Annotated in this window: 21 protein-coding genes; 7 read left to right on the forward strand and 14 right to left on the reverse strand. The window is 65.5% G+C overall.

From position 1 onward, the window contains the following. Nucleotides 1-702 precede the first annotated feature (702 nt). The gene (locus tag J2X01_RS15260) at nucleotides 703-1,143 is read right to left on the reverse strand and encodes a hypothetical protein (protein ID WP_310059137.1); all 441 of its coding nucleotides are present in this window, start codon (nucleotides 1,141-1,143) and stop codon (nucleotides 703-705) included. Nucleotides 1,144-1,387: 244 nt separating this feature from the next. Here J2X01_RS15260 and J2X01_RS15265 point away from each other — a divergent pair, with 244 nt between their 5' ends. Together J2X01_RS15265 and J2X01_RS15270 are read left to right on the forward strand one after the other, a co-directional pair. Next, on the forward strand, nucleotides 1,388-1,609 hold the full coding sequence (locus J2X01_RS15265) for a hypothetical protein (RefSeq protein ID WP_310059141.1): 222 nt from the start codon (nucleotides 1,388-1,390) through the stop codon (nucleotides 1,607-1,609). After that, nucleotides 1,606-2,376 (forward strand): MIP/aquaporin family protein, encoded by a 771-nt coding sequence (locus J2X01_RS15270; protein ID WP_310059144.1) that lies wholly within the window; start codon nucleotides 1,606-1,608, stop codon nucleotides 2,374-2,376. Before J2X01_RS15265 ends, J2X01_RS15270 begins: the two co-directional genes overlap by 4 nt. A gap of 106 nt (nucleotides 2,377-2,482) precedes the next feature. On the opposite strand, the gene J2X01_RS22050 is transcribed toward J2X01_RS15270, so the two are convergent. Both J2X01_RS22050 and J2X01_RS15275 read right to left on the reverse strand, forming a co-directional pair. Beyond that, nucleotides 2,483-2,695 (reverse strand): SRPBCC domain-containing protein, encoded by a 213-nt coding sequence (locus J2X01_RS22050; RefSeq protein WP_374724982.1) that lies wholly within the window; start codon nucleotides 2,693-2,695, stop codon nucleotides 2,483-2,485. Nucleotides 2,696-2,765: 70 nt separating this feature from the next. Continuing rightward, entirely contained in the window at nucleotides 2,766-3,953 is a 1,188-nt protein-coding gene (locus tag J2X01_RS15275; protein ID WP_310059147.1) for an FAD-dependent monooxygenase, read from the reverse strand. Between the two features lie 98 nt (nucleotides 3,954-4,051). Here J2X01_RS15275 and J2X01_RS15280 point away from each other — a divergent pair, with 98 nt between their 5' ends. From J2X01_RS15280 to J2X01_RS15290, 3 genes are all read left to right on the forward strand, one after another. Beyond that, the gene (locus tag J2X01_RS15280; protein WP_310059150.1) at nucleotides 4,052-4,456 is read left to right on the forward strand and encodes a VOC family protein; all 405 of its coding nucleotides are present in this window, start codon (nucleotides 4,052-4,054) and stop codon (nucleotides 4,454-4,456) included. A 918-nt stretch (nucleotides 4,457-5,374) separates the two neighbouring features. Continuing rightward, entirely contained in the window at nucleotides 5,375-6,493 is a 1,119-nt protein-coding gene (locus J2X01_RS15285; protein WP_310059152.1) for a glycosyltransferase family 4 protein, read from the forward strand. A 15-nt stretch (nucleotides 6,494-6,508) separates the two neighbouring features. Further along, entirely contained in the window at nucleotides 6,509-8,656 is a 2,148-nt protein-coding gene (locus J2X01_RS15290; RefSeq protein WP_310059154.1) for an amylo-alpha-1,6-glucosidase, read from the forward strand. Here the strand turns inward: J2X01_RS15290 and J2X01_RS15295 are convergent. From J2X01_RS15295 to J2X01_RS15335, 9 genes are all read right to left on the reverse strand, one after another. Next, a complete protein-coding gene (locus tag J2X01_RS15295; RefSeq protein WP_310059157.1) occupies nucleotides 8,653-9,375 on the reverse strand; it encodes a DsbA family oxidoreductase in 723 nt (240 codons plus the stop codon). The genes J2X01_RS15290 and J2X01_RS15295 overlap by 4 nt on opposite strands. 55 nt (nucleotides 9,376-9,430) lie before the next feature. Beyond that, a complete protein-coding gene (locus J2X01_RS15300; protein WP_310059161.1) occupies nucleotides 9,431-9,967 on the reverse strand; it encodes a GNAT family N-acetyltransferase in 537 nt (178 codons plus the stop codon). A 121-nt stretch (nucleotides 9,968-10,088) separates the two neighbouring features. Next, complete coding sequence (locus J2X01_RS15305; protein ID WP_310059163.1) at nucleotides 10,089-10,937, reverse strand: sugar phosphate isomerase/epimerase family protein; 849 nt, start codon at nucleotides 10,935-10,937, stop codon at nucleotides 10,089-10,091. A gap of 88 nt (nucleotides 10,938-11,025) precedes the next feature. After that, the gene (locus J2X01_RS15310) at nucleotides 11,026-12,249 is read right to left on the reverse strand and encodes a substrate-binding domain-containing protein (RefSeq protein ID WP_310059165.1); all 1,224 of its coding nucleotides are present in this window, start codon (nucleotides 12,247-12,249) and stop codon (nucleotides 11,026-11,028) included. Beyond that, nucleotides 12,249-13,361 (reverse strand): ABC transporter permease, encoded by a 1,113-nt coding sequence (locus J2X01_RS15315; RefSeq protein WP_310059168.1) that lies wholly within the window; start codon nucleotides 13,359-13,361, stop codon nucleotides 12,249-12,251. Before J2X01_RS15315 ends, J2X01_RS15310 begins: the two co-directional genes overlap by 1 nt. Further along, on the reverse strand, nucleotides 13,358-14,395 hold the full coding sequence (locus J2X01_RS15320) for an ABC transporter permease (RefSeq protein ID WP_310059171.1): 1,038 nt from the start codon (nucleotides 14,393-14,395) through the stop codon (nucleotides 13,358-13,360). Before J2X01_RS15320 ends, J2X01_RS15315 begins: the two co-directional genes overlap by 4 nt. Further along, complete coding sequence (locus tag J2X01_RS15325) at nucleotides 14,392-15,972, reverse strand: sugar ABC transporter ATP-binding protein (RefSeq protein ID WP_310059174.1); 1,581 nt, start codon at nucleotides 15,970-15,972, stop codon at nucleotides 14,392-14,394. The genes J2X01_RS15320 and J2X01_RS15325 overlap by 4 nt, the downstream gene beginning before the upstream one ends. A gap of 65 nt (nucleotides 15,973-16,037) precedes the next feature. Continuing rightward, complete coding sequence (locus J2X01_RS15330) at nucleotides 16,038-17,060, reverse strand: sugar phosphate isomerase/epimerase family protein (protein ID WP_310059176.1); 1,023 nt, start codon at nucleotides 17,058-17,060, stop codon at nucleotides 16,038-16,040. A gap of 1 nt (nucleotide 17,061) precedes the next feature. Further along, a complete protein-coding gene (locus J2X01_RS15335) occupies nucleotides 17,062-18,225 on the reverse strand; it encodes a Gfo/Idh/MocA family protein (protein WP_310059340.1) in 1,164 nt (387 codons plus the stop codon). 391 nt (nucleotides 18,226-18,616) lie between these two features. Between J2X01_RS15335 and J2X01_RS15340 the strand changes: the two genes are divergently transcribed. Together J2X01_RS15340 and J2X01_RS15345 are read left to right on the forward strand one after the other, a co-directional pair. After that, nucleotides 18,617-19,828, forward strand: coding sequence for an ROK family transcriptional regulator (locus J2X01_RS15340; RefSeq protein ID WP_310059180.1), 1,212 nt, complete (start codon nucleotides 18,617-18,619; stop codon nucleotides 19,826-19,828). 112 nt (nucleotides 19,829-19,940) lie between these two features. Continuing rightward, on the forward strand, nucleotides 19,941-21,134 hold the full coding sequence (locus tag J2X01_RS15345; RefSeq protein WP_310059183.1) for an MFS transporter: 1,194 nt from the start codon (nucleotides 19,941-19,943) through the stop codon (nucleotides 21,132-21,134). A 192-nt stretch (nucleotides 21,135-21,326) separates the two neighbouring features. On the opposite strand, the gene aceB is transcribed toward J2X01_RS15345, so the two are convergent. Further along, the gene (gene aceB, locus J2X01_RS15350) at nucleotides 21,327-22,991 is read right to left on the reverse strand and encodes a malate synthase A (RefSeq protein WP_310059185.1); all 1,665 of its coding nucleotides are present in this window, start codon (nucleotides 22,989-22,991) and stop codon (nucleotides 21,327-21,329) included. A gap of 105 nt (nucleotides 22,992-23,096) precedes the next feature. Next, nucleotides 23,097-24,410 (reverse strand): isocitrate lyase, encoded by a 1,314-nt coding sequence (gene aceA / locus J2X01_RS15355; RefSeq protein ID WP_310059188.1) that lies wholly within the window; start codon nucleotides 24,408-24,410, stop codon nucleotides 23,097-23,099. Nucleotides 24,411-24,459: the final 49 nt, after the last annotated feature.

Consider the following 24,459-nt stretch of genomic DNA (forward strand, 5'->3'; position numbering starts at 1 on the left):
GCGACTGAACGCATGCCAACGTCCGGTAGGTCATAGGCGGCCGACCGAAAGCTGGCCGCCAGGCATTCGTAGTTTCAGGGCCATAGGGCTCTTACCGTTACTCTTGCCCGGACATAGGTATTGATATGCCGCAGCGGGTTCCCCCCCCGATGGGCGGGTGCGGTGATGGTTGGCCCGGGTGCCGTTGGAACTCGCCCGGGCCGCCTCCGCACCGCGGGTGCGTGATGGGGCGGGAAGTCCGGGGTGCGCCGGTGGGCTTTGAACCATCGTCCCGCGGATTAGGAGTTCACTGATCTGCCAACCGAGCTACGGGTGGGGAGGTTGCCCGCCGGGTGCTCGTTCCTTGTGTGGGTGCGGCGTCGGCTGCGTTGTTTAGGGGGCGCTGTCGTTTGCACGGTTCCGTGTCGCCCTGGGACGGTAACGGACCGCTCCCGCTCTCCCCGGAAGACCAGGCATGCCTCAAACCGTGGCTGACTCAAACACCGGTGGGTCACCCGGTGCTGCTGGCCACGCCCTCCCTCTGGAATCGGCGAGGCAAAGAATGCGCCGCGCCTCGGGTGAGCGGCCGGCCGGCTTCTCACCCGGGCTGCTGGCAGGGTAGTCAGTGACCAGCAGTGCCGTTTACAGCGGCACCGAATATTGCGTCAGTCTGGGGTTTCACTACGGCGCTCCCGGCCTGTCCTGCGGGGTGCAGGTGCCGGACTATTCCTGTTTATCTTTATCTGTCCCGGTGCCGGTGCCGGAGCCGGAGCCGGTGCCCGTATCGGTGTTGGTCTTGGTGCGCGGTTTGCGGCCGGGATCCACGGAACCGCTCGCTCCGTAGTTGCCCTCTGGATACTGACCGATTTCGGATTCAGCGGTGCGGCCCGGGGTCGATCCGGCGTCGCCGAAGTTGGCTTCCACGTAGCGTCCCGATTCCTTGGCCTTGTCTCCGAGGGGTTCGGGCAGTCCGCCTTCGCTGCCGGCCGCCCCGTAGTCCCCTTCGATGTATTGGCCTTCCTCGTCGTCCGCATGGCGGCCGCTTTGCGCTCCGGCCTTGCCGTAGTTGCCTTCGACGTACCGGCCGCGCAGGTCTGGTTCTTCCGGCTTTTTCTCCGGGCCTGGCTCATCCGGGGTGTCTTCGATGCTGCTGTTGTCGGTCATGTTGGTGCCTTTCCCGAACCGAAATCCGCGTCTTTGCGGCGCATTTAAGTCTGGCGAGGGCCCGCGCTCCTCGACAGAATCCGCCTCCGCGCCTGCCGGGACGGGACGGCAGGGGCGGGCGTAGGTGCTGCCCACGGCGGATAGATCTTAGACCGTTGCCTACGGACACTATCGGCGTAGCATAAATGTACTGGGGTTGTCAAATGTCGGTTGGTAGATCAGATAACTCGAGGAGGCACTCGCGATGAGCGATATCAGTCCACTCAGAAATGCAGTCCGTCATGGCAGCGGCCTTAAGCAGCTGGGCGGCACTTGGGGTGAACTTCTTGCAGAGTTTCTCGGCACATTTGTGCTGATCTCTATCGGCGACGGCGTTGTGGCCATGGCAGTCGCCGCTTTGCCGGGATCCGGCCGGGCCGCTACATCGACGACGATCTTCATGGGGCCGCCGGAGACTGGCTGTTGATTACCTGGGGATGGGCCCTGGCGGTGACGATGGCCATCTATGTGGCCGGTGGCGTCAGCGGCGCACACATCAATCCGGCAGTGACCCTGGCGTTCGCGGTCCGGCGTAAATTTCCCTGGGGCAAAGTGGGGCCGTATATCGTCGCACAGGTTCTGGGCGCCTTCGCCGGCGCCGCGATGGTGTACCTGCTGTATCACGACGCCATCGATGCCTATAACCAGGCCGTCGGGACCGGGCGTGCAGATCCGAAGGGGCTTGCCAGCTTCTCCATTTTCGCCACCTTCCCGGCACCCTACTTCAACGGCAGCCCCGTGGGGCCGCTGATCGACCAGATTGTCGGCACGGCCTTCCTCCTCATGTTCGTGGTGGCCATCATCGACATGCGCAATACCGCGGTCCAGGCGAACCTGGGTCCGTTCATGATCGGGCTGGCCGTGGCAGCCATCGGCATGTCGATCGGCGCGAACGCCGGCTATGCCATCAACCCGGCCCGTGACTTCGGGCCACGGCTGTTTGCCTGGCTGGTCGGATGGGGGGCAGACGGCGCTGCCGGGCACCGTGGACGGGGCCTTCAGCTGGTATTTCTGGGTGCCGATCGTCGGGCCCTTCATCGGCGCCGTGATCGGCGTGCTGATCTACGACTGGTTTATCGGCGACGTCCTGCATGCACGCATCAGGCTGCAGGAATCCACGCCTCCGGGCCGGGTAGGCGGAGAGACACCTCCGGCGACCGAAACGAAAAGGACGGCCGAAACATAGGCGATTAAGGATCCTCAGAGATGGGCGTCGCAGGGAGATTTGCTCCTCCGATTCAGAGGCGCTGGCTCGGCCCGGGCGTGGCGGGCGTGCAACCACAATGGCAGGCCATTTTCATCAGGTTCGAATACTCCGGACTGGCGGATACCCACTCCTCGGTCTGCGCAGCGTTTCCGTCAGCTTCTTGAGTATCTGTCCGTGCCAGCCGCCGTTCATGATGCGGTGAGCTATCACGTGACTGGGCTCCTTCGGGTCGAACCCTTCGTGAATGAGGATCAGCCGCGTGCCGGCGCCTTCGGGAATCAGAGACCACGTCACCGCGCTGTTCAGGTCGTTGCCTGCTCTGCGGGTCTTTCATGCGGCTTCCACTAATGGTCACTGGGGATGGCGTGGGTCGGGCTTATTTTGCAATTCTGCCAACGATCTGGCGGGCCACCAGTCGGTCGATTCCTGGCAGATGGGTTGCCCGTATGGTCCACCGGCGCAGGAGGCGCTGGGTCCGGTTCGCGGGGAGGAATGGTGACGCGGTGCGTCTCCCTGCGGCCTGGGCCTCCTCGACCACGGGTCGCCAGCGTCGCTCGAATTCGGCGAGGGCCGGGCTGATCCTCTCAGGTGAAGCGACGGGTCCCAGAACATCTCCCAGTAGCGCGGCACCGGCGATGGCGAGCGAGCCGCCCTGACCCGCGAGGAGCGATACGGCCCCGCAGGCGTCCCCCACGAGGACGGTCCGCCCCCTCTGCCAGCCCGGCATGACGATCTGTGCGACGACATCGTCGTAGGGATGCTCGGGGCACAATTCCAGCAGCCGGTCGACCGCGTGGCCGAGTCCGGCGAACTCGCGGCGCAGCCGCTCCCGCGGACTCCCGGAACGCAGGTGCCGTGGGGCGCCTGTGGCGTCCCGGTAGACCATGAATGCCGCCACCTCGTCCGAGCGGAGGCCGTAGAGCCCGGCCATCCGGTCGATGCTGTCGGTGAGGACGAACCGGTTCCGGAAACGGGCATTCAGGATCGGTTCGGTCACGATGAAGGCGGCAGCACGCATGCCCAGGGGGCGCAGGTACTCCTCTTCGGGACCGAAGACCCGGGCGCGCACTCCGGAATGGATGCCATCAGCGCCCAGGAGGACGTCCGCGGCGAACGTCACGTCCGGCGAGCCATCGACGGCGACCCGCACGCCGTCGTCATCACTCCATACCTGGGATACCGGCGCCCCGTAGTGGACCCGCACCCGGCCGGAGGCCACGTCCTCGAGCGCAGCGAGGGCGGCGCACTCCATGTCGGGGCGCAACAGGCTCAGGACCTTCCCGCCGGCAAGCCGGGAGAACCGGTCGTAGTCGAGGCTGGACGTGGGGCGTCCTGCCTTATCGACATACTCGGCTGCCTCGACATGGTAAGCTACCGCTGCGAGCCGCGGGTAGAGCCCGATCCTCTCCGCCGCCTCCACTCCCGGACCAAAGAAGTCCATCATGTAGCCATCGGGGCGCGGAGCGGCAGATTTCTCGAGGAGCACGACGTCCCAGCCGGCCAAACCGAGCTGACGGGCCGCGACGAGGCCCGCTATGCCCGCCCCGACAACCGCGGCCTTCATGTCCCGCCTCGAACGATCGTGGGCGTGTCTGATATTCGGCGCGTTGACAGGCCGCGAGGTGGCGCGTATTCCTGAGTGCAGAGCAAGGAGGTCTCCTTATGGCCACCGTAAGCGTGCGCTACATCGTCGATGATGTCGATACAGCCATCAATTTTTACCGCGAACATTTGGCATTCACGCTCGTCATGCATCCGGCCCCGCCTTTTGCCATGCTCGAGCGCGGTGATTTGCGGCTGCTGCTCAGCGCTCCGAGCGGCCAGGGCGGAGGAGGGCAGAGCATGCCCGACGGCACCAGGCCCGCGCCGGGCGGGTGGAATCGATTCGCGCTGGAAGTATCTGACCTCGCGGCAACCGTGCGGACCCTCCGCGATGCAGGCGTGCAGTTCCGCAATGACATCGTGACGGGCATGGGCGGAAAACAGGTCCTGATCGAAGACCCCTCGGGCAATCCGATCGAACTATTCGAACCGACGATTCCCGAGGCGCGGCTCGCGACATCCTGATCCCAGAGGCGGTGGGCCCACACAGTCACAGTCGTGCCCTTCGTCCGAAGGGAATGAGGCATCAAGTCTTGAGGCCTACGCCGGGCATGCAGGACACGGGGTCCCGAACGTCAGCAACCGTTGCTGCCAGCAGACGGCAGTTGGCTCCATGAGGGTCGCCGGGGGCGCGCCGGAACCCTGGTCGGGCGGCCTGTGAACGCCGCCCCGGCCGCACTCCCGGCACATGGGAAAGCCCTTCGAGGCAGGGGCTTTCGCGGTTACCGATAGACGTTGGGGAGGGACGCAAGCCCACTCGCGAAGCGGGTCATTCTTATCAAAGACAAATTTCAACCGCGATCCGAGGATCGAAGTGTCCCTACTGCGCTGGTCGACGGGTGTGGCCAGGCTTCAACGACATGGCGACCCGCCGACCAGATTTGGCAGCGGACTGGGACGAGCAGTTGAACGGCGGTGTTAAAGCATCAGAAGTGTCGGCAACTTCCGTGAGGCAGTACGCATGGAAGAACCCTACCGGCGGACCCCCCCGATTTCAGTCCCCCTATATCCGTGGACGCCGAGGCTAGGCGCCTCCGCCGCAGGTTGGTTTGGAGTGCCGTCTAGCCATGCATCTTCGCCCAACTACGACATGCAACCACATCCAACTAAGTGAGAAGGAACCAAGACTTTTTCGCGCGCCGGGTCGATCCGCACCAACTTCGGTGAAGGAACGCCACGCGCCTGTCGCAAGAGACCTGCCTAGCTGGTGGCCTCAGTTGAGCGCGAAAATATCAACTGGCTCGGGAACCGTCAACAAAAAAGGGCTTGAAATGGGGCCTGTGGCGGGGCGATAGTCGGAACAACAGGTTATGCAGAAGCCTTTTGGAACAAATAAGGTCGACAGGTCCGGGACCCGGCCTGTCATCCTCCTGGAGACCGAACATGCGGATCGGACTTGTTGCGGGGCCGTGGATTCCGGTTCCACCCGTCGGCTACGGCGGGACAGAGAGGATTATTGACTCCCTCGCGCGGGGTTTCATCGCAGCGGGGCACGAGGTGTTGTTGGCCGCAGCCTCGGACAGCACTTGTCCTGCGCCCCTGGTACCGGCTATGCGGCCCGCGGAACCGGAGCAACTCGGGTTCACGCTGTCAGAGCTCAGTCACGTGATCAGGGCCTACGACGGACTGCAGGGTGTGGACATCATTCACGACCACACGCTGGCCGGCCCGCTGGTGGCCCGGGCAGTGGCTCCCGCTCCGGTGGCGACGACCATTCACGGCCCGCTCACCCAGGCTTCGGCTGATTTGTACCGTGCCATGGCGGCCAGCACTGCCATCATCGGAATTTCACGTGATCAGACCTCCCGGGCCCCCGACGTCCCGGTCACCCGGGTAATCCATCATGGAATGGACGTCGCGGCCGTGCCGATCGGCTCCGGGAGGGGCGGCTATGTCTGCTTTGTTGGCAGAATGTGTCCGGACAAGGGGGTGCTGGAGGCAATCCACATCGCTCGCACGGCAGGCATTCCGCTGCGCATTGCAGCCAAAATGCGCGCACCTCAAGAGATCCAGTACTTCCGCTCAGTGATCGAGCCGCTCCTGGGCTCGAACGCGGAATTCCTCGGTGAGCTGGGGGACACGGACAAGTACCGGCTCATGGGTGAAGCGATGGCACTCCTGAATCCCATCCAATGGTCCGAGCCGTTCGGACTGGTGATGATCGAATCCCTTTCCACAGGAACCCCCGTGGTGGGCACACCGATTGGATCCGCGCCCGAGATCGTGGACCACGGCAAAACCGGGTACCTGGGCCCCACTGAACAGCTCCATGGCCTCCTGCCTCTGGCCGCAGCGCTGGACCGGTCGCTCTGCAGGGACCGTGCACTCAAGCTTTTCAGCACCGAGAGGATGGTGGCCAACCACCTGGACCTGTACGCAAAACTTGTGGAAAAGAGTCAGGTTCCAAGGGTTCCGGACGGCTCCCACGTGCAGCAGAATCGAGTAGGGAGGACCGTTATCGGGGCGCCGGAATCGCGCCCAATCTCCACCCAGCGGCAATGAGGAAGGAGCGCATCCATGACTGCATGGAATGCCAACACCGAAGCCGAAATCGCCGGTGCCGACGCCGTTACGCTGCTGGAGGGATCCTCCTTCTGCATTTCTGCCGTCAGCGGCGACATCAGTCCTGACGGCGGAACCAACGGCGCATTTTACCAGGACACCCGGATCGTGTCCCGCTGGATCCTCCGCATTAACGGCGCACTCCGTGAGCCGCTGGTGGCGCAGCGGCCCGACACCTTCGAAGCCACCTTCGTGGGCCGCGCCTCGTGGCCCGATGGCAAGTTCGACAGCCCGCTCATCGTCAGGCAGGAACGCCATGTCGGGCCAGGCCTTCGCGACGACATCACCCTGGAGAATTATTCCGCGGAGGCAGTCGATTGTGACATCGAAATTCTTGTGGACGCCGATCAGGCGGATCTTTTCGAAGTCAAAGGTGGCCGCCAACCCAACGGCGCCGCCGTCAGCCGAAGCGTCCGGGACGAAAGGCTGCTGGTCGAAGCGGTCCGCAACGGACAGCGGCGTGGCTCCGCCATCCGGGCGGCGGGCGCCGAAATCACCGTAGACGGCCTGCGCTTCCGTGCGACCATTGCGGCAAGGGGCAAATGGTCCACCAGCGTTATCGTCGTTCCGCTCATCAACGATGTGGCTCCCAAAGAGCCCTTCACCGAGGCGGGGGTGCCCCGGCAACGGACGGGCGTGCAGCGTCACCTGGCGTGGGGGGAAAGCGTCCCTCGCATCTCCGTGGCGGACCACGGCGTCGAGGCAACCCTGCAGCGCAGCCAGACTGATCTGGGGTCGCTGCGGATATTCGACGCCGAGAACCCCGGTCGTGTGGCCGTGGCCGCCGGTGCGCCGTGGTTCATGGCGCTGTTCGGCCGCGACTCGCTCCTGTCCTCCTACATGGCTCTCCTGATCGATCCCACTCTGGCTGCCGGTACGCTCCAGACCCTGGCTGATATCCAGGGCACCAAAGTCGACGCGGACTCTGAGGAACAGCCCGGTCGCATTCCGCACGAAGTACGGTTCGGAGTCACTGCCGGCCTGTCCCTGGGAGGGACTGCCTATTACGGGACAGCTGATGCCACGCCGCTGTTTGTCAGCCTGTTGGGCGAGCTCAGCCGCTGGGGCCTTTCGGGCGACATCATCGATTCGCTGATGCCGAATGCGGACCGCGCCCTGGCATGGATTGAGCTGTACGGCGACCGCGATGGCGACGGCCTCGTGGAATATCTTCGCCCCAACATCCACGGACTCCTCAACCAAGGCTGGAAGGACTCGTGGGACGGAATCAATTTCGCGGATGGGCGGATGGCCGAGCCTCCCACAGCACTGTGCGAGGTCCAGGGCTACGTGTATTCGGCGTACGTGGCTCGATCATTGCTGGCCCGAGCAAAAGGGGACTTTAGCACAGAACACCGCTGGGCGGGGCGTGCGGCCGCCCTCAAGGAGGCGTTCAACGAGAAATTCTGGCTGCCGGACAAGGGCTACTTCGCCCTCGCACTGGACAAGGACAAGAACCCGGTCGACTCCTGCACATCGAACATGGGGCACTGTCTCTGGACGGGCATCGTTGACGAGGAGAAGGCGCCGTCAGTGGTGGAACGGCTCATGTCGCCGAAGATGTTCACCGGCTGGGGGATTCGGACACTGGCCTCGGACATGGGTGCCTACAACCCGGTCAGTTATCACAATGGGTCCGTTTGGCCCCACGACACCGCCCTGGTGGCCACCGGCCTGATGCGCTACGGCTTCGTCGATGAAGCCACGAAGATCGCCAGCGGCATTCTGGACGCCGCCGGGCATTTCGACGGTCAGTTGCCGGAGCTGTTCTGTGGCTTTGACCGGTCGGAGTTCCACGGCCCGGTACCCTATCCCACCGCCTGCTCGCCGCAGGCCTGGGCAGCCGCAACGCCCATCCAGCTGGCCCGTATCCTGTTGCGGTTTGATCCAGATTTCACCCGCAACGCGGTCCATCTGGCACCGATCCTGCCGGAAAAATTCGGGGACTTCAGGGCGGAAAACGTCCTGCTTGGACCCTCGCGCATAACCATCAACGCGGCCGGCCGGGAGGGCAGCGTCGGCGGCCTCCCGCCAGGCCTGAAGCTGCTCAAGGAACCGCGGCCACCCCTGGACGAAGGTCTCGGCGGCCGGAACGGGGACTAGCCGGCGGCGCAGCCATCCGGGCCGCAAGCGTCTGCGGTTCCGTCGGCGTCTCCGCTGCCGGCGGAGCTGACCATCTGCAACGGCCGGCTGTCATCCCACGCCTGTTCGAGGGCCGCCGCGAATGTTTCGGCGGGCTGGGCGCCGGAGAGCCCGAACTTACGATCGATGACGAAAAACGGGACGCCGGTGATGCCAAGCGCACGGCCCTCCTCGAAGTCCCTGCGGACGTCGTCGGCGTACTTGTCCGTTGTGAACAGTTCATCCAACTCGGCGGCGCCGATCCCCAGGCCCAGTCCCAGCGAGGTGAGATACTCCCGGCTGCCGATGTCCAAGCCCCGCTCGAAGTGGTCGCTGAGCAGGCGCTCCTTTGCGGCGTCCTGCTGGCCGTGCGCCGCGGCGAGATGGATCAGCCGGTGGGCGGTGAAGCTGTTGGCGACCACGACGTCGTCGAAGCGGTAGGTGAGACCTTCGCCGCTGGCCTGCTCGGTCACATGCGCGAACATCCCGGCGACCTGTGCGGGGGCCATGCCCTTGAGGGTGCTCAGGTAGTCCAGCTCGGTGCCGTCATAGTGCTCCGGCAGCGATGGATCGAGCTGGTAACTGCGCCACTTGACCTCCACGGAATCCCGGTGCGGGAAGGCCGCCAGTGCAGTCTCAAAGCGGCGTTTTCCGATATAGCACCAGGGGCAGGCCACGTCGGACCAGATCTCAATCTTCATGCTCGCCACAACCCCGACGGCGCCGGCTCCATTCCCCGGCTGAATGTCTGCTTGGTCACGGGGTGAGCGGGCGCTCCATGACGAAGTCGTGCTCCACGGTGCTGCCGAGGGTAAAGGACTTGGTGCCGACCTTGCGGAAGCCGGATTTTTCGTAGAAGCGGATGGCGCGGGCGTTCTGGTCGTTCACCCCGAGCCAGAGCCCCCGTGCGCCGGCAGCAGCGGCCGCGCTGATGCTGGCGTGCATCAGTTCGGCGGCAGCGCCCAGACCGTGGTGATCGGGGTGGACGTAGCATTTGCTGAGCTCCGTTGAGGGCAGCATGGTCAGGACCGCTGCCACGCCCGGATCCTGGGCCGGCCGCGCGGCCAGCAGGCTGTAGCCACAAAGCTCGCCGACAGCGTCAATGACGAGTACGGTGACGGCAGGATCGCCGAGGTAGCTGACGAAGTTTGCCTCGCTGAGCGTGTTCGCGAGGTGCGCGGCGATGTCTGCCGGTGATGTGCTGGGCGGGCAGGCCAGCGGGAAGGTGACGGCCGCCAGCGCGGCCAGCCGGCCGGCGTCGTCCCTGTCCGCCTTCCGGATTACGTGCGTCATGGTAGTGTCTCCCGGCCGGTGGTGAGGTACTTGTCCAGAAGCGCCGTCAAACGGGGCCTCAGACGGCGTTAGCTTGTCAGAAACTCTAGTCGTTTGGAGGCATCCGTGCCCTTCAGCGCGCTCACAGGCTGCGCAGGAACGCTAGCCCTCGTTCAGCCAGTTGGTCTTGGCTGGGCGCCAGGGGCCGCCAGATCGACGCCGCGATGGAAATGGCAGCATTGTCCGCCGTGAAACTTTCAATATTCAGCGGACCCCCGTAGCCAACTTCATCTAGGACTCGCAGGAACCCTTTCCAATCGGTCTGGTCGCCGCCGGGTGCGCCGCGGTCGTTGCCGGAGACCTGCACGTGAACCAGATGTTCTCCGGCGGCCCGGACTGCCGCCGCCACGGAACGCTCCTCGATGTGAAGGTGGTAACTGTCCAGCGCGAGGCCGACGCCGTTGCCGAGCAGCGGCCCCAGCGCTTCAAGTGCCTGGTCCACCGTGTTAATCAGCGACGTTTCGTACCTGTTCAGCGGTTCGATGCCCAACACCACGCCCGCTTCCTGGGCCCGGGCCGCGACCGGGTGGAGGTTTCGGCGCAGCTCCGCGTAGGCGTCGCGTCGCTGCTCGTGCGACATCCGCCAGACTCGACCGGTTTGGGCGTAGAAGGGTCCGCAGACTGTGGGTGAGCCGATGCTGCTGGCCATGGTGATGCAGGCTGACAGGTAGGCCTGGGTCCTTTCCACGGAAGCCTGATCCGCGGCTACGAGGTCCCGCCCCGGTGCCATGGCCCCCACCACGAACGGTTGGAGCCCGTTTCCTGCGAGGGATTCCCGCACCGCTGCGGGCGTGAAGTCGCCCTCGTTTTCCAGCGGGAGTTCGACGGCGTCAAACCCCATGGCGGCGATTTTCGCGAGTAGTCCGGGGAGGATGGAGTCGGTCAAGGGGGATTCCCAGACCCAGGTGCTGATTCCGGTCAGACGCTCCAAGCTCTCTCCTTCCGTCTGTTTGTCCTGCCGACCGTTCCAGACGCGGCGGTCCCGCGGGGAGGGGGTTCCGCGCGACCGCCGGGCCGCGTCAGGGAATCTGCCGTTGCTGCCAGACCTCCGGGTAGCCGGCCAGGTCCTCACCGCCGAACTTGGCGTAGTGCCCGCTGGGCATGCCCTGGTTGCGCTGCAGCCACTGGTCCAGTTCGTCCGCGAGGATGGGCTTTTGCGGCAGAACCCATTCGGTCGGAATCGGTTCGCCTTTGAAGATCTTTTCCAGTGCCAGCAGCGGGGTGCGCCATTGGAAGTTCGAATAGACCGGGGCCATGGCGTCGATTCCGGTTTGCTTCCACTTGGTCAGGAAGCTCATCTCATCCTCGCCGGTCATCACGGGCAGCTTCTTGCCTGCATCCTCGAAGGCCTCGAGGGCAGCCACCGCACCGTCTCCGGCGTCCATCCAAACGCCCTTGACGTCGCCCGTGGCCAGTTCATCGGAGATGATCTTCTTGATCTCGGTGGGGTCGGCGTTGGTGAAGTAGTCCTTGGCTTGGATTCCCTTTTCCTCGAAGATCTTCTTGGCCGCCGCCCAGCGGTGCTCCAGGACATCCACGCCCGGGAGGATGCGAAGGGCAACAACCTTGTCCCCGGACTGAAGCTTGTCACTGATGAAAGTGGCGGTGTCGATGCCCCAGGCGAATCCGCCGATCGGATGGATGAATGTGGTGGCGCAGTCGGTCTGCACACCGCGGTCAAACACCACCACGGGCTTGCCTGTCTGGCAGGCACGTTCGACGGCCTGCGTGAGGGCGGCCGTGGAATTGGGTGAAATAACGAACGCATCGCACTTGCCTTCGGCGATGAAATAGTCGATGTCCGCAATTTGGGTGTTGTCATTGTCCTTGGCATCCCTGGTTTCCATTTCGGAAATGACCCCGGTGCCCTGGAGTGCCTTGAGTTGCTGGTTCATGGTGATCCAGCCGGTTTGCCGCCAGGGGTTGGAGATGGAGGCGTTGGCGAAGCAGACCTTGTGTGCTCCAGGGGCCTTGAACTTGGATGTGTCCGTCATGGGGCCCGCGATGTACTGCAGGTAGGGCTGCTCCGGGTTCCCTTCAAAGGTTGCCGAGCGTTGCTGGTTCTGGGTGTCGTAGAGCGTCTGGTCAAACCAGTCTTTGCTTGCCGGACTGGATGCCGCCGCAGAGCCGGTGCCGGTCCCCGACGTTTGGGTGACGGATGGGTCGGTGGTGGTACATGCGGTCAGGGCCACCAGCGGCAATGTTGCGGCAAGGGCGATCGCGCGGACATGGTTATTGCGCATCAGACTCTTTCTCCTCCTTGTTCGATGCCCTCGGCGGGCGTGGGTGCTGCAGCCAACTGGTGCTGTTCGTCGTGGGCAGCGGGACTGGCTCCCTTGCGCTTGCGCTGCCACGACCTGGATGCTGCGGCCACAGCGATGATGATGATTGCTCCTTGGACGGTGTCCCGCCACGTCGCCTGGACACCCATGAAATTCAGGAGGGTGAACAGCGACTCGAGGGCAAACGCCCCGGCCGCGGCGGACAGGACCCAGCCGCGTCCGCCGCCCAGCACAACGCCCCCGAGGACGACGGCGGTGATCGCCGTGAACTCGTACCCGCGCCCCACCGACGGGTGCACGCCCGCATAACCCACGAGCAGGATGCCGGCCACGGTGGCCGACAGCGAGGACATGATGAAGGCACGCGTCCGAACCCACCAGACGCGGGAGCCTGCCAGTGCGGCAGCCGCAGGATTGTCGCCGATCCCGATAAGCATGCGGCCGTACGGCCGGCGCATCAGAACGAACGCCGCGACCGCCACCGCTGTCAGGATAATGACCGGGTAGGGAATGATGTCCAGGACCGGAACGTCCTGGATGCCGCCGCGCCCGATCTGCCGGAAGCTGTCCGCAGGGTTCCCCTGGGCCGCGCCGCCGGTCCAGTAAAGGACCAGCCCGAGCAGCGCCAGCATCATGCCCAGCGTGACAATGAAACTCGGGACTTGCAGCAGGGTGGTGATCAGTCCGTTCACCAGCCCGATGAATGCACCCAGCACAAACATCAGGACCAGCACGGGGATCACCTTGGAATCGTCCTGCCGTATCAGGTTGCCGGCAACGATGACCTGCATCGTCACGACCGATCCCATCGACAGGTCGAATTCCCCGCCGACAATGACGAAGTACTGGCCGATGGCGGCGATGGCAATGGGGGCAGTCCTGCCGACGAACCGGATGAAGGAACTCGGCTCCCCGAAGGACGGATTCAAGACGATGATGGCCGCCAGGAGGCCGATCAGCAGGAGGAAGACGGCGCCGCCGGGGGTGCGTACGGCGCGCAGGAGCCGCTCGGAGCGGCTGGCACGGTTCTGCTTGAGAACCGTGCTGCGCTCGGGGTTCAGTGCCGTAGTCATGGCCCCTCCACGGTCACAGGCTGGGCAGCGCGTGTTTCGGCGGAACCTTTAGCGGGGAACCGTTCCGGTCTGGTGACGATCCGGCGCCGGGCATAGATGGCGACGGCGGCGACGATGACTACGCCCCTGACCACGTCCTTCAGGAAGGGGTTGACCTGCATGACGGACATGATGTTGTCCAACATGGCAAAGATCAGTACGCCGCCGAGCGTGCCGGTGATGGTCCCCTTGCCCCCGGAGAGCAGCGTGCCGCCGAGCACGACCGCTGCGATGGAGAGCAGATCGTAGCCGCCCTGTGAACCTACAGTGGGACTGCCCACGCCCAGCCTGCTGGCCAGGAGCAGTCCTGCCATCCCTGCCAGGACTGAACAAATGACGTGCGCTGTAATGACTGGCACGTCAACGCGGATCCCTGACGTACGGGCCACGGCAACGTCGCCGCCGACAGCGTACAGATGGTGCCCCACGCGGGTGCGGTGCAGGAGCAGCATCGCCAGGCCGGCGCAGGCCAGCATAATGATCGTGGAGATCGGAACCGGGCCGATCCCTGTGGCCCCGACCAGACGGAACGCAAGCGGTGTCTGGCCGAAGCTGCCCTTGAAATTGGTGGCGAGGTAGCCGCTGATAATCAGGCCCACACCAAGCGTGGCGATGAATCCGTGCACGTTCAGGCGGGCGACGATGAGCCCGTTCGCGAGTCCAATGACGGCTGCCGTCCCCAACGTCAGCAAGACTGCGGACAGGACGTTGTTTGGGTTGTTGGCCATCACCCCGGCGGCGATGAGGCTGGCCAGGCTGGTGACGTAGGGGACTGACAAGTCGAGGCTGCCTGCCAGGATGACCAGTGTCTGGCCGATCGCGATGAAGCCCAAGACGCTGGTCCCGGTCAGGATGCTTGAGATATTTCCCGGGCTGAAAAAACTCCGGCCGATCGAATTCACCAGCAGCGCACCCAGGATGAGTGTCACCAGCGCCACGAGGTAGACGATCTGGGTGGAGGACAGTTGCTGGAAAAAGCCCGTTCGCTGTTTCATGCCTCTCCTTCGGGTGCCGTCCGGGCGCCGGTTCCCAGCTGGAGGATGGCTTCTTCCGATGTTCCGGCCGGCAGTTCACCGACGAGCCGGCCATCACGCATCACCAGGATCCGGTCCGACATGCCGATAACTTCCGGGAGCTCGCTGGACACCATCAGGATGGCCTTCCCCTCCGCCGCGAGCTGGCGCATCAGCCGGTAGACGGCCACCTTGGCTCCCACGTCGATGCCACGGGTGGGTTCATCCAGCAGGACGAGCCGGGGCCGGATGGCCAGCCACTTGGCGAGGACGACTTTTTGCTGGTTGCCGCCCGACAAATACTGCACCTCCTGGTCCAGGTCACGGGCGATAACCTCGAGGGAGGAGAATACGCCCGGGATTTCTGTCCTGACGGCTCCGGTGCGGCGCGGAAAAACCGACCGGATAACGCTGAGTGCGTTGTCCAGGATGGACTGGTTCAGGCTCAGGCCCTCAGCCTTGCGGTCCTCTGTGATCAGGGCCATCCGTGCCCGCACGCCTTGGCGCGGCGACTTGGGCAGCAGCTCCTTGCCGGCCATTTTCATTGTTCCGCGGGTGAACGGTGCTGCGCCAAAGATGCCATGAAGCAACTCCGTGCGTCCGGACCCTTGAAGCCCGGCCAGGCCGACAATCTCGCCGGGCCGAATGCTGAGGTTTATCCCGTCCAGCTGGCCGTTTCCGGCTCCCTGCAACTCGAGGATCGGCTCCTCCTCAACGCCGTCAGCGTCCACGTTCTCCGGGGGTAGCTTGTCCGGGAAGAACGCCGAGATGGGCCGGCCCACCATCAGCCGGACCAACCGGGCGTCGTCGAGTTCCGAGGCCGGTTTGGTGCTGACCACCTTGCCGTCCTTCAGTACGGTGATGACGTCGCAGAGGTCGAACACTTCGCGGAGGCGGTGGGAGACATAGAGGATGGCCGTTCCACGTTCACGGAGGCGTGCCACGATCTCGTAGAGAAGTTCAACTTCGGCGCCAGCCAGGGCGGCGGTGGGCTCGTCCATGGAGATGATCCGGGCGTCGTAGCTGACCGCCTTCGCGATCTCCACGACCTGCTGTTCAGCCACCGTCAGGCTCCGCACCTGCATGGTGGGCCGGATAGCGGTGATCCCCACGGACTCGAGCAGCTCCGCGGTTTTCGAATTCATCAGGGCCTTGTTCACCAGCAATCCGCGGCGCGGCTCCCGGCCCAGGTAGATGTTCTCGGCCACCGTCCGGTCGGGCAGGAGGTTGAACTCCTGGAACACGGAGGACAGCCCGGCTTCGTGGGCCTTGGTGGGGTGGCTGAAGTTAACTTCCTGTCCCTCCAGCAGCACGGTTCCGGCGTCGGGCTGGTACACCCCGGCCAGCACCTTCATGAGGGTGGACTTTCCCGCGCCGTTTTCCCCCATGAGCCCGTGCACCTGGCCCCGGTGAAGGCTCAGATGGGCGTCTTTTAACACAGGAATGCCGAAGAAACTCTTGGTCAGTCCGCGGACTTCCAGGATTGGCGGTGGCGCCGCGGGGCCGGAATCCAGCGCCCCGGAAGCAGACAAGGCATCAGGTTCTTTATGGTTGTCCATCGATGCGTCCTCCAGGAGCTAACTGTTACAGTGCGGTTCTGTCCCGTCAAGGAAGGAACGAGTGCTCACAATGCCCGCTTTTCCGCCGGATCCCTGGCGCTGAACGCGGCGTCGAAGGAGGTGTTCGACGCTGGGAAATCGTACTTCTTGAGGGCGGCGAGGGCTTCGGGGGCTCCGTGGAGCCGGTCCATGCCGGCGTCTTCCCATTCAACGGAGATGGGGCCGGTGTAGCCGATCGCAGCCAGGGCGCGGAAGGACGATTCCCAGGGCACGTCGCCGCGGCCGGCGGAGACGAAGTCCCAGCCCCGGCGCGGGTCGCCCCAGGCCAGATGCGAGCCCATCACGGTGTTGCGTCCGGTGGGGCGCAGCTTCGTGTCCTTGCAGTCCACGTGGTAGATCCGGTCCTTGAAGTCCCAGATGAAGGAGACGGGGTCGATGCCCTGCCACATGAAGTGGGACGGGTCCCAATTCAGGCCGAACGCTTCGCGGTGGCCGATCGCTTCGAGCGTGCGGACGGTGGTCCAGTAGTCGTAGGCGATCTCGGAGGGGTGGACCTCATGGGCGAAGCGGACCCCGCAGTCGTCGAAGACGTCCAGGATCGGGTTCCAGCGGTCGGCAAAGTCCTGGTAACCGGCGTCGATGACCTTTGCCGGGACGGGCGGGAACATCGCGACGTACTGCCAGATCGAGGAGCCGGTAAACCCGACGACGGTGTCGACGCCGAGGGCCCTGGCGAGCCGGGCGGTGTGCTGCAGTTCCTGTGCGGCGCGCTGGCGGACGCCTTCGGCGTCGCCGTCGCCCCAGACCTTGGGCCCGACGATGGCCTTATGCCGGAAGTCGATCGGGTCATCGCAGACGGCCTGGCCCTTGAGGTGGTTCGAGATGGCCCAGACCCTGAGGTTGTACTTCTGAAGCACGGCGAGCTTGGAGTCGACGTAGCCGGGTTCGTCCCAGCGCCAGGCATCGAGATGGTCGCCGGAGACGGCGATTTCGAGGCCGTCGTAGCCCCAGCCGGAGGCAAGGCGCGCGACTTCCTCCAAGGGCAGGTCGGCCCACTGACCGGTGAACAGGGTGTAGTGGCGGGGCATGTCAGGCTCCTTCAGTGACAGCAGCGGCGTTGGCGGCGGGGACGGCGGTTACACGGGAGTCGTCCAGCGGGACAATGGCGCTCCTGGCCGCGGCGCTTTCCTCCACGGCAGCCAGGATGCGCTGGACCGTCAGTCCGTCCTCGAACGACGGCGCAGGCTGTTCTCCGGTGTCTATCGCGACGAGGAAGTCGCGGATTTCGTGCGTGAAGGTATGCTCCCAGCCGATGACGTGGCCCTGTGGCCACCAGGCGGCCCCATACGGGTGCACGGGTTCGTTGACCAGGATGCGGCGGAAGCCCTGCTCCCGGGCAGGAACCGTGGCGTCCAGGAAGTGGAGTTCGTTCAGGTTCTCGAGGTCGAAACGGAGGGAGCCCTTGTCGCCGTAAATTTCGAGTTTCAGCGAATTCTTCTGTCCGGTGGCCATCCGGGAGACTTCAACCGAGGCGATGGCCCCGGAGGCAAGTGCCAGCGTCGCCCAGGCGGCGTCGTCGACCGTCACTTCCTCCAGCCCGTGGGCTCCCGGGCGGTGCGGGGTGAACGTGTGCAGCCGCCCGGAAACCTCGGTGACCTGGTCCCCGAGCAGGAACAGCACCTGGTCGATGGCATGCGAGGCGATGTCGCCCAGCGCCCCGGAACCTGCCGTCTCCCTGCGCAGACGCCACGACATCGGCGTTGTATCGTCAGCGAGCCAGTCCTGCAAGTACGCTGCCCGGACCTGCCGGACGGCGCCCAGCCTGCCCTCTGCGATCAGCTCGCGGGCAAGGGCCAGGGCCGGGACCCGGCGGTAGTTGAAACCGACCATCGACTGAACACCCCTCGCCCGGGCAGTCCGGGCGGCCGCGGCCATGGCCTCAGCCTCGGCCAGGGTGTTGGCCAGCGGCTTCTCCAGCAGCACGTGCTTGCCCGCGGCAAGGGCGGCAATTGCGATCTCGGCGTGCATAAAACCGGGGGCGCAGATGTCCACGATCTGGATATCGTCGCGGCCAATGACCGAGCGCCAGTCCGTGGAGATCTCGGCCCAGCCGTACTTGGCCGCGGCTTCGGCGACTCCGTCCGGGTTCCGCCCGACGAGGGCCCGCTGTTCGAAAGCCGGAACGTCGAAGTAGCTGGCCACATTGCGCCAGGCGTTCGAGTGCGCCTTGCCCATAAAGGCGTACCCGATCATCGCCACGCCGAGCGGTGGCTTGCCGTGCTTGTTCGCCCGGAAATGCAGGTACTGCTTGCTGAGGTTGCCCGCGCCGGTGATTCCGACGCCCACCGGGCCCGAGCCGTGCGGGCCGGACGCCGTTCCCGCTGCGGGGCTCATGCGGAGGCCTTCCCCGCGCTGAGGTAGTTGTAGCTGATCGGCATTCCGTAGAGCTGGGTCGAGTACTGCACCGTCTCTCCTCGTCGTTGGGGTGTGAGCCGCAGCGGGGTACGCAGGTTCAGCCAGATAAGTGATCTGCCTCACATCCAAAGCTAGGGGGACTTGTGTCGAGCGTCAAGCAAAAGTTGAAACCACGCGTCCAGATTCTTGGAGCGTGACACGCGGAAGTGCCCCGTGCTATCACTTATTGATGAGCACGCCCACCGCTCCCGATACCTCCGGCCCCGAGTCCGCCGGCAGTTTGTCCCGTGCCGGAGACCTGTTTCAGCTGCTGCGCGACGGCAAAGCCCGCACGCGCGCCGAACTGGCCCTCACCACCGGACTGGCCCGTTCCACCGTCGCCTCCCGCATCGGCGCGCTGATGCTCTCCGGACTCGTCGGACCGGCGGGCGAGGCGAGCTCGAGCGGAGGCCGACCGCCGTCGCGCTTTGCCTTCAACCCCGCCGCCCGAGTTGTGCTGGCGGTCGACATCGGCGCCACCCACGTGAACATCGCCGTCACGGACCTGGGGGGGACGGTGCTGGCGGAGCGGCGGCTGTCCCAGGACGTCGCCGACGGTCCGGAGGCCGTGCTGGACCGCGTGCTGGCGGAGGGGACCAAGCTGCTCAGCCAGGCCGGCCGCGGCAGGGACGGTCTCGCCGGCATCGGTATCGGCCTGCCGGGCCCCGTGGAACACGCCTCCGGGATGCCGGTGAAGCCGCCGATCATGCCCGGCTGGGACGGGTTCGACGTCGTCCGGCACCTCCAGCGCTCGCTGCCGGTACCGGTGCTGGTGGACAACGACGTCAACATCATGGCTCTGGGTGAGCAGACTGCCTATTGGCCGGAAGACGACAACTTCCTCTTCATCAAGGTCGCCACCGGAATCGGCGCCGGCATCATCAGCAGTGGCCAGCTCCAGCGCGGCGCCAATGGCACGGCTGGCGACCTCGGCCACGTCCGGGTACCGCGCGGCGACGACGTGCTTTGTCGCTGCGGCAACTACGGCTGCCTTGAGGCGCTCGCCTCTGGTCCCGCGGTCGCGCACACCCTGACGCTTCAGGGCCTAATGGCGGACAACGGCAGTGACGTGCTGCGGCTCGTGGCCGAGGGCAGCCTGCCGGCGATCCAGGCCTTACGGCAGGCTGGCCGCGACCTGGGGGACGTGCTCGCCACGGTGGTGAACCTGCTCAACCCCTCCACGATCGTGATCGGCGGAAGCCTGGGCCAGGCCGGCGAACACCTCATGGCCGGCGTCCGGGAGGTGGTCTACCGGCGCTCGCTGCCGCTCGCTACCACCCACTTGCGGATTGGTCTCTCCATGGCGGGGGACCAGGCAGCCATCCTGGGGGCCAGCCAGATGGTCACGCAGTATGTGCTTTCGCCCGCAGTGGTCGAAGCGACCCTGCAGGCCACGGGCTGACGCCGGCGGGACTTGTCCGACGGGTGTAACGATGGCCGCATCCGGCGGGGCACGTGATAGCAATGGGACTGATGAAAGCATATTTCTGTCCGCCGGCCGAGCCGCGGGTCCCATGAGCGCCAACGTCCTTGCGAAGGTGCCGGGGAGCTGGATTCTGCTGGCCGCAATCGGGCTCATCGCACTGAACATGCGCGGCCCATTCGTGGCGGTGGCGCCTGTGGTCGGCCCGATGCAGGCGGAACTCGGCTTCTCCCCGGTGGAACTCGGGCTCCTGACCGGCATCCCGGTGCTGTGCTTCGCCCTTGCCTCGCCACTCGCGTCGTTCACCGGGCGCAAACTCGGCGCAGAAGTCGCCATCACCCTCACCCTGCTGGGCGTTCTGCTGGGCGTCATTGTGCGGTCTGCGGGCAGCGGCGCCCTGGTCATGCTCGGCACGGTGATTCTCGGCATCGCCATCACGATCGGCAATATCGCCGTCCCCCTGATCATCCGGCGGGACTTCGCTCCGGCCCGGCAGGCCACGGCCATGGGCATCTACACGGCCGCACTGAACATTGGGTCCTTTGTCACCGCCATGGTGATGGCGCCGCTGGCTGAACTGCTGGGGTGGCGGCTGGCGCTGGCAGCCTGCGGGGTCTTCGCCGTCGCGGCGCTCCTGGCCTGGGTGCTCGCCTTCGGCAGCCGGGCGTTCCGCCCCGAGCCGGTTCCCGCCCCGAACCCTGCCCGTGCCGGGATCAAGGCCGCGTCGCGCTGGATAACGGTCGGGCTGACCGCAGGCTTCGCCGGGCAAGCGTTCTCCTACTACGGTGTGACCGCCTGGCTTCCCAGCATCCTCGCGGACGAGCTGGGCATGACGGCGGCGGAGGCGGGCGCCGGGTCCTCGTTGTTCCAGATCCTCGCCATCGTCGGCGGACTGGGCGTTCCGCTCGCGGCCCGCTTTGCCAGTACGACGGCGGTCGGACTCACCCTGGGGCTGTTGTGGCTGACGGTTCCGGTTGGCCTGCTGCTGGCACCGGAGCTGTGGTGGCTGTGGTCTTCGTTGGGCGGCATCGCCCAGGGCGGCGGGATCACCCTGATCTTCATCGCGATCATCCGGCTGGCCCGGGACCAGGCCTCCGCTGGCCGGATGTCCGCCGTCGTGCAGGGCGCGGGCTACGCCTTCGGTGCCCTGGCGCCAACCCTGCTGGGCTACGCAAACGGCATCACCGGATCCTGGACTGTACCGCTGCTGATGGTGCTGGGCTCAGCGCTGATGTTCCTCCTGGGGACCGCACTGTCCGTCCGGCACGTGCCCAAGGCGCGCTGAGCCGAGGCGACAGTTAAGGCCCATGTTCATTGAGAACATGGGCCTTAACTGTCACCTCGACGCCGTTGTCGAGGCACCAGGGGGTCTTCCGTCGCTGGGCCGCCGCCCCGGATCTCGGGGTTGCCTGTTGCGAAGGGCGTGGCGGCCCAGCAGACGGAAATCTGCACCTGCCTTGGTGGTCCTGGACGGACCCTAGGCGGGGACGAGGGTGGGATCGTCGCTGGGGACGTCCCCGCCGTCGCGCGCTTCATGCAGGAACCGGTCGTAGGCCGGAAGCGTCAGGAAGGCCGGGAACGCGGCGGTGAGCGTGACTTCCTCGAAGATGTCCCGCGCATCGGCGAAGCGGTCACCCTCGAAGCGTTCCAGCCGGGCGAACTCCTCGTCCAGCATGTCCTCGACCCATTCGCGGGTGATGACGTCGCCGTGGTCCGTGATGGCGCGGGCGAAGATCCACTGCCAGAGCTGCGAGCGGGAGATCTCCGCGGTGGCGGCGTCCTCCATCAGGTTGTGGATGGCGACGGCGCCGTTGCCGCGGAGCCAGGACTCGATGTAGCGGATGCCGACCTCGATGTTGTTCCGGATGCCCTGCTCGGTGATGGTGCCGGTGGTGGAGGCGATGTCGAGCAGTGCGCGGTCGTCCGGGGTGACGTCCTCGCGGAGGCGGTCCAGCTGGTTCGGGCGGTCGCCGAGGACGCCGTCGAACACTTCGCGGCAGACCGGCACCAGGTCCGGGTGGGCCACCCAGGAGCCGTCGAAGCCGTCGCCGGCCTCGCGGGTCTTGTCGGCGCGGACCTTCTCGATGGCGATCGCGTTGGCTTCGGCGTCCTTGCGGTTCGGGACGGCTGCGGCCATACCGCCGATGGCCATGGCGCCGCGCTTGTGGCAGGCCCGGACCAGCTGTTCGGTGTAGGCGCGCATGAACGGCTGGGTCATGGTGACCTGGCTGCGGTCCGGCAGGACGAAGCGCGGCCCGCGGGTGCGGAAGTTCTTGATCAACGAGAAGATGTAGTCCCAACGGCCGGCGTTCAGTCCGGCGGCGTGGTCGCGCAGTTCGTAGAGGATCTCCTCCATTTCGAAGGCGGCCGTGATGGTTTCGATCAGCACCGTGGCGCGGATGGTCCCCTGCGGGATGCCGAGGAGGTCCTGGGCGAGGATGAAGATGTCGTTCCACAGGCGGGCTTCGAGGTGGTTCTCGATCTTCGGCAGGTAGAAGTACGGGCCCTTGCCCTGGGCAATCAGGCGGCGGGCGTTGTGGAAGAAGTACAGGCCGAAGTCCACGATGCCGCCGGCGATCGGGGTGCCGTCGATGAGCATGTGCTTTTCCGGCAGGTGCCAGCCGCGGGGCCGGACCACGATCGTGGGCAGCTCGCCGGCGGGGCGGAGCTTGTATTCCTTGCCCTCGGGGGAGGTGAAGTCGATCCGTCGCTCCAGCGCGTCGGTGAGGTTGAGCTGGCCCTGGATGACGTTGCGCCACGACGGGGTGGAGGAGTCCTCCATGTCCGCGAGCCACACCTTGGCGCCGGAGTTCAGCGCGTTGATGGTCATCTTCTTGTCTACCGGACCGGTGATCTCGACGCGGCGGTCCGTCAGGCCCGGAGCCGGGGGAGCAACGCGCCAGGTCGGATCATTCCGGACGGACTCGGTCTCGCCGAGGAACCGCGGGTCCTGGCCCTTGCCGATCTGCTGGCGGCGGTCCCGGCGGGCCTGCAGCAGCTCCAGCCGCCGGCCGGCGGTGGCCCGGTGCAGCTTGGCAACAAACGCCAGCGCGTCCGGCGTGAGAACCTCGCTCTGCCGGCAAATCGGCTGTGCGGTCAACGTAACCCCGTTGATGGTGAAGTTGTCAGTGAAGCTGTTCATGGGAGTTGCTCCTTGAAAGTCCGCCGTTGCCCTATCACTTTTGGTCCCCAAAGGCGGGCGATGAGGACCAAAAGTGATAGAGCAACTGGCGGGGAAAGCTGGGGATTAGTGGAACTGGCCTTCTTCGGTGGATCCCACCAGAGCCAGGGTGGATGCGTTCGGGTTGAGCGCGGTTGCGATGTCGTCGAAGTAGCCGGTACCGACTTCGCGCTGGTGCTTGGTCGCGGTGTAGCCGCGGGATTCGGAGGCGAATTCCTTCTCCTGCAGCTCGACGTAGGCGCTCATGCCTTCACGGGCGTAACCGTGGGCGAGATCGAACATCGAGTAGTTCAGGGCGTGGAAGCCGGCCAGGGTGATGAACTGGAAGGTGAAGCCCATGGCGCCGAGTTCACGCTGGAACTTGGCGATCGTGGCGTCGTCGAGGTGCTTCTTCCAGTTGAACGACGGGGAGCAGTTGTAGGAGAGCATCTGGTCCGGGAAGTCGGCTTTGACCGATTCGGCGAACTTGCGGGCCAGCTCCAGGTCCGGGGTGCCCGTTTCCATCCAGATGAGGTCGGAGTACGGGGCGTAGGCCTTGGCGCGGGCGATGCAGGGTTCGATTCCGTTGCGGACCTTGTAGAAGCCCTCCGCGGTGCGCTCGCCGGTGACGAATTCCTGGTCGCGCGGATCGACGTCGGAGGTGATCAGAGTGGCTGCCTCGGCATCGGTGCGGGCGATGATCACGGACGGGGTGCCCGCGACGTCGGCCGCCAGGCGGGCGGCGTTCAGGGTGCGGACGTGCTGCTGGCTGGGAATGAGGACCTTGCCGCCGAGGTGGCCGCACTTCTTCTCCGAGGCGAGCTGGTCTTCCCAGTGCACGCCCGAGGCGCCGGCCTGAATCATGGACTTCATCAGCTCGTAGGCGTTGAGCGGGCCACCGAAGCCGGCCTCGGCGTCGGCGATGATCGGGACCATCCAGTCCTCGACGGTCTGGATGCCTTCGGAGAACTCGATCTGGTCGGCACGGAGCAGGGCGTTGTTGATGCGGCGGACCACGGTCGGGACCGAGTTGGCCGGGTAGAGGGACTGGTCCGGGTAGGTGTGGCCGGAGTTGTTGGCGTCGGCGGCGACCTGCCAGCCGGAGAGGTAGATGGCGCGGAGGCCGGCCTTGACCTGCTGCACTGCCTGGTTGCCGGTCAGGGCGCCCAGGGCGTTGGTGTACTTGCCTTCCTTGTGCTCCGTGGTCAGCTGCTTCCACAGTTTCTCGGAGCCGCGGCGGGCCAGGGTGTGCTCTTCGGAGACGCGGCCGCGGAGGCGGACGACATCGGAGGCCTTGTAGTCACGGGTGACACCTTCCCAGCGCGGGTTGGCAGCCCACTCGAGCTCCAGTGCGGCGGCCTGCTGTTCGGGCGTCTGGGTGGGCTCAAATGCTGCAGTCATCTTTGTCTCCTTAGTGGGGCCCCGGGCCGGCTGCACTGCTTCCTCGCAG

Origin of the sequence: Arthrobacter ginsengisoli (genome assembly GCF_031456935.1) — a bacterium.
In the GTDB taxonomy this organism is placed as follows: domain Bacteria; phylum Actinomycetota; class Actinomycetes; order Actinomycetales; family Micrococcaceae; genus Arthrobacter; species Arthrobacter ginsengisoli.

Bases quoted from the DNA above. Each gene is read 5' to 3' on its own strand.
- J2X01_RS15290 (WP_310059154.1), top strand. From the start codon at position 6,509: ATGACTGCATGGAATGCCAACACCGAAGCCGAAATCGCCGGTGCCGAC.
- J2X01_RS15295 (WP_310059157.1), bottom strand. From the start codon at position 9,375: ATGAAGATTGAGATCTGGTCCGACGTGGCCTGCCCCTGGTGCTATATC.
- J2X01_RS15300 (WP_310059161.1), bottom strand. From the start codon at position 9,967: ATGACGCACGTAATCCGGAAGGCGGACAGGGACGACGCCGGCCGGCTG.
- J2X01_RS15345 (WP_310059183.1), top strand. From the start codon at position 19,941: ATGAGCGCCAACGTCCTTGCGAAGGTGCCGGGGAGCTGGATTCTGCTG.
- J2X01_RS15265 (WP_310059141.1), top strand. From the start codon at position 1,388: ATGAGCGATATCAGTCCACTCAGAAATGCAGTCCGTCATGGCAGCGGC.
- aceB (WP_310059185.1), bottom strand. From the start codon at position 22,991: ATGAACAGCTTCACTGACAACTTCACCATCAACGGGGTTACGTTGACC.
- J2X01_RS15325 (WP_310059174.1), bottom strand. From the start codon at position 15,972: ATGGACAACCATAAAGAACCTGATGCCTTGTCTGCTTCCGGGGCGCTG.
- J2X01_RS15315 (WP_310059168.1), bottom strand. From the start codon at position 13,361: ATGACTACGGCACTGAACCCCGAGCGCAGCACGGTTCTCAAGCAGAAC.
- J2X01_RS15340 (WP_310059180.1), top strand. From the start codon at position 18,617: ATGAGCACGCCCACCGCTCCCGATACCTCCGGCCCCGAGTCCGCCGGC.
- J2X01_RS15275 (WP_310059147.1), bottom strand. From the start codon at position 3,953: ATGAAGGCCGCGGTTGTCGGGGCGGGCATAGCGGGCCTCGTCGCGGCC.
- J2X01_RS15285 (WP_310059152.1), top strand. From the start codon at position 5,375: ATGCGGATCGGACTTGTTGCGGGGCCGTGGATTCCGGTTCCACCCGTC.
- aceA (WP_310059188.1), bottom strand. From the start codon at position 24,410: ATGACTGCAGCATTTGAGCCCACCCAGACGCCCGAACAGCAGGCCGCC.
- J2X01_RS15260 (WP_310059137.1), bottom strand. From the start codon at position 1,143: ATGACCGACAACAGCAGCATCGAAGACACCCCGGATGAGCCAGGCCCG.
- J2X01_RS15330 (WP_310059176.1), bottom strand. From the start codon at position 17,060: ATGCCCCGCCACTACACCCTGTTCACCGGTCAGTGGGCCGACCTGCCC.
- J2X01_RS15310 (WP_310059165.1), bottom strand. From the start codon at position 12,249: ATGCGCAATAACCATGTCCGCGCGATCGCCCTTGCCGCAACATTGCCG.
- J2X01_RS15335 (WP_310059340.1), bottom strand. From the start codon at position 18,225: ATGATCGGGTACGCCTTTATGGGCAAGGCGCACTCGAACGCCTGGCGC.
- J2X01_RS15280 (WP_310059150.1), top strand. From the start codon at position 4,052: ATGGCCACCGTAAGCGTGCGCTACATCGTCGATGATGTCGATACAGCC.
- J2X01_RS15320 (WP_310059171.1), bottom strand. From the start codon at position 14,395: ATGAAACAGCGAACGGGCTTTTTCCAGCAACTGTCCTCCACCCAGATC.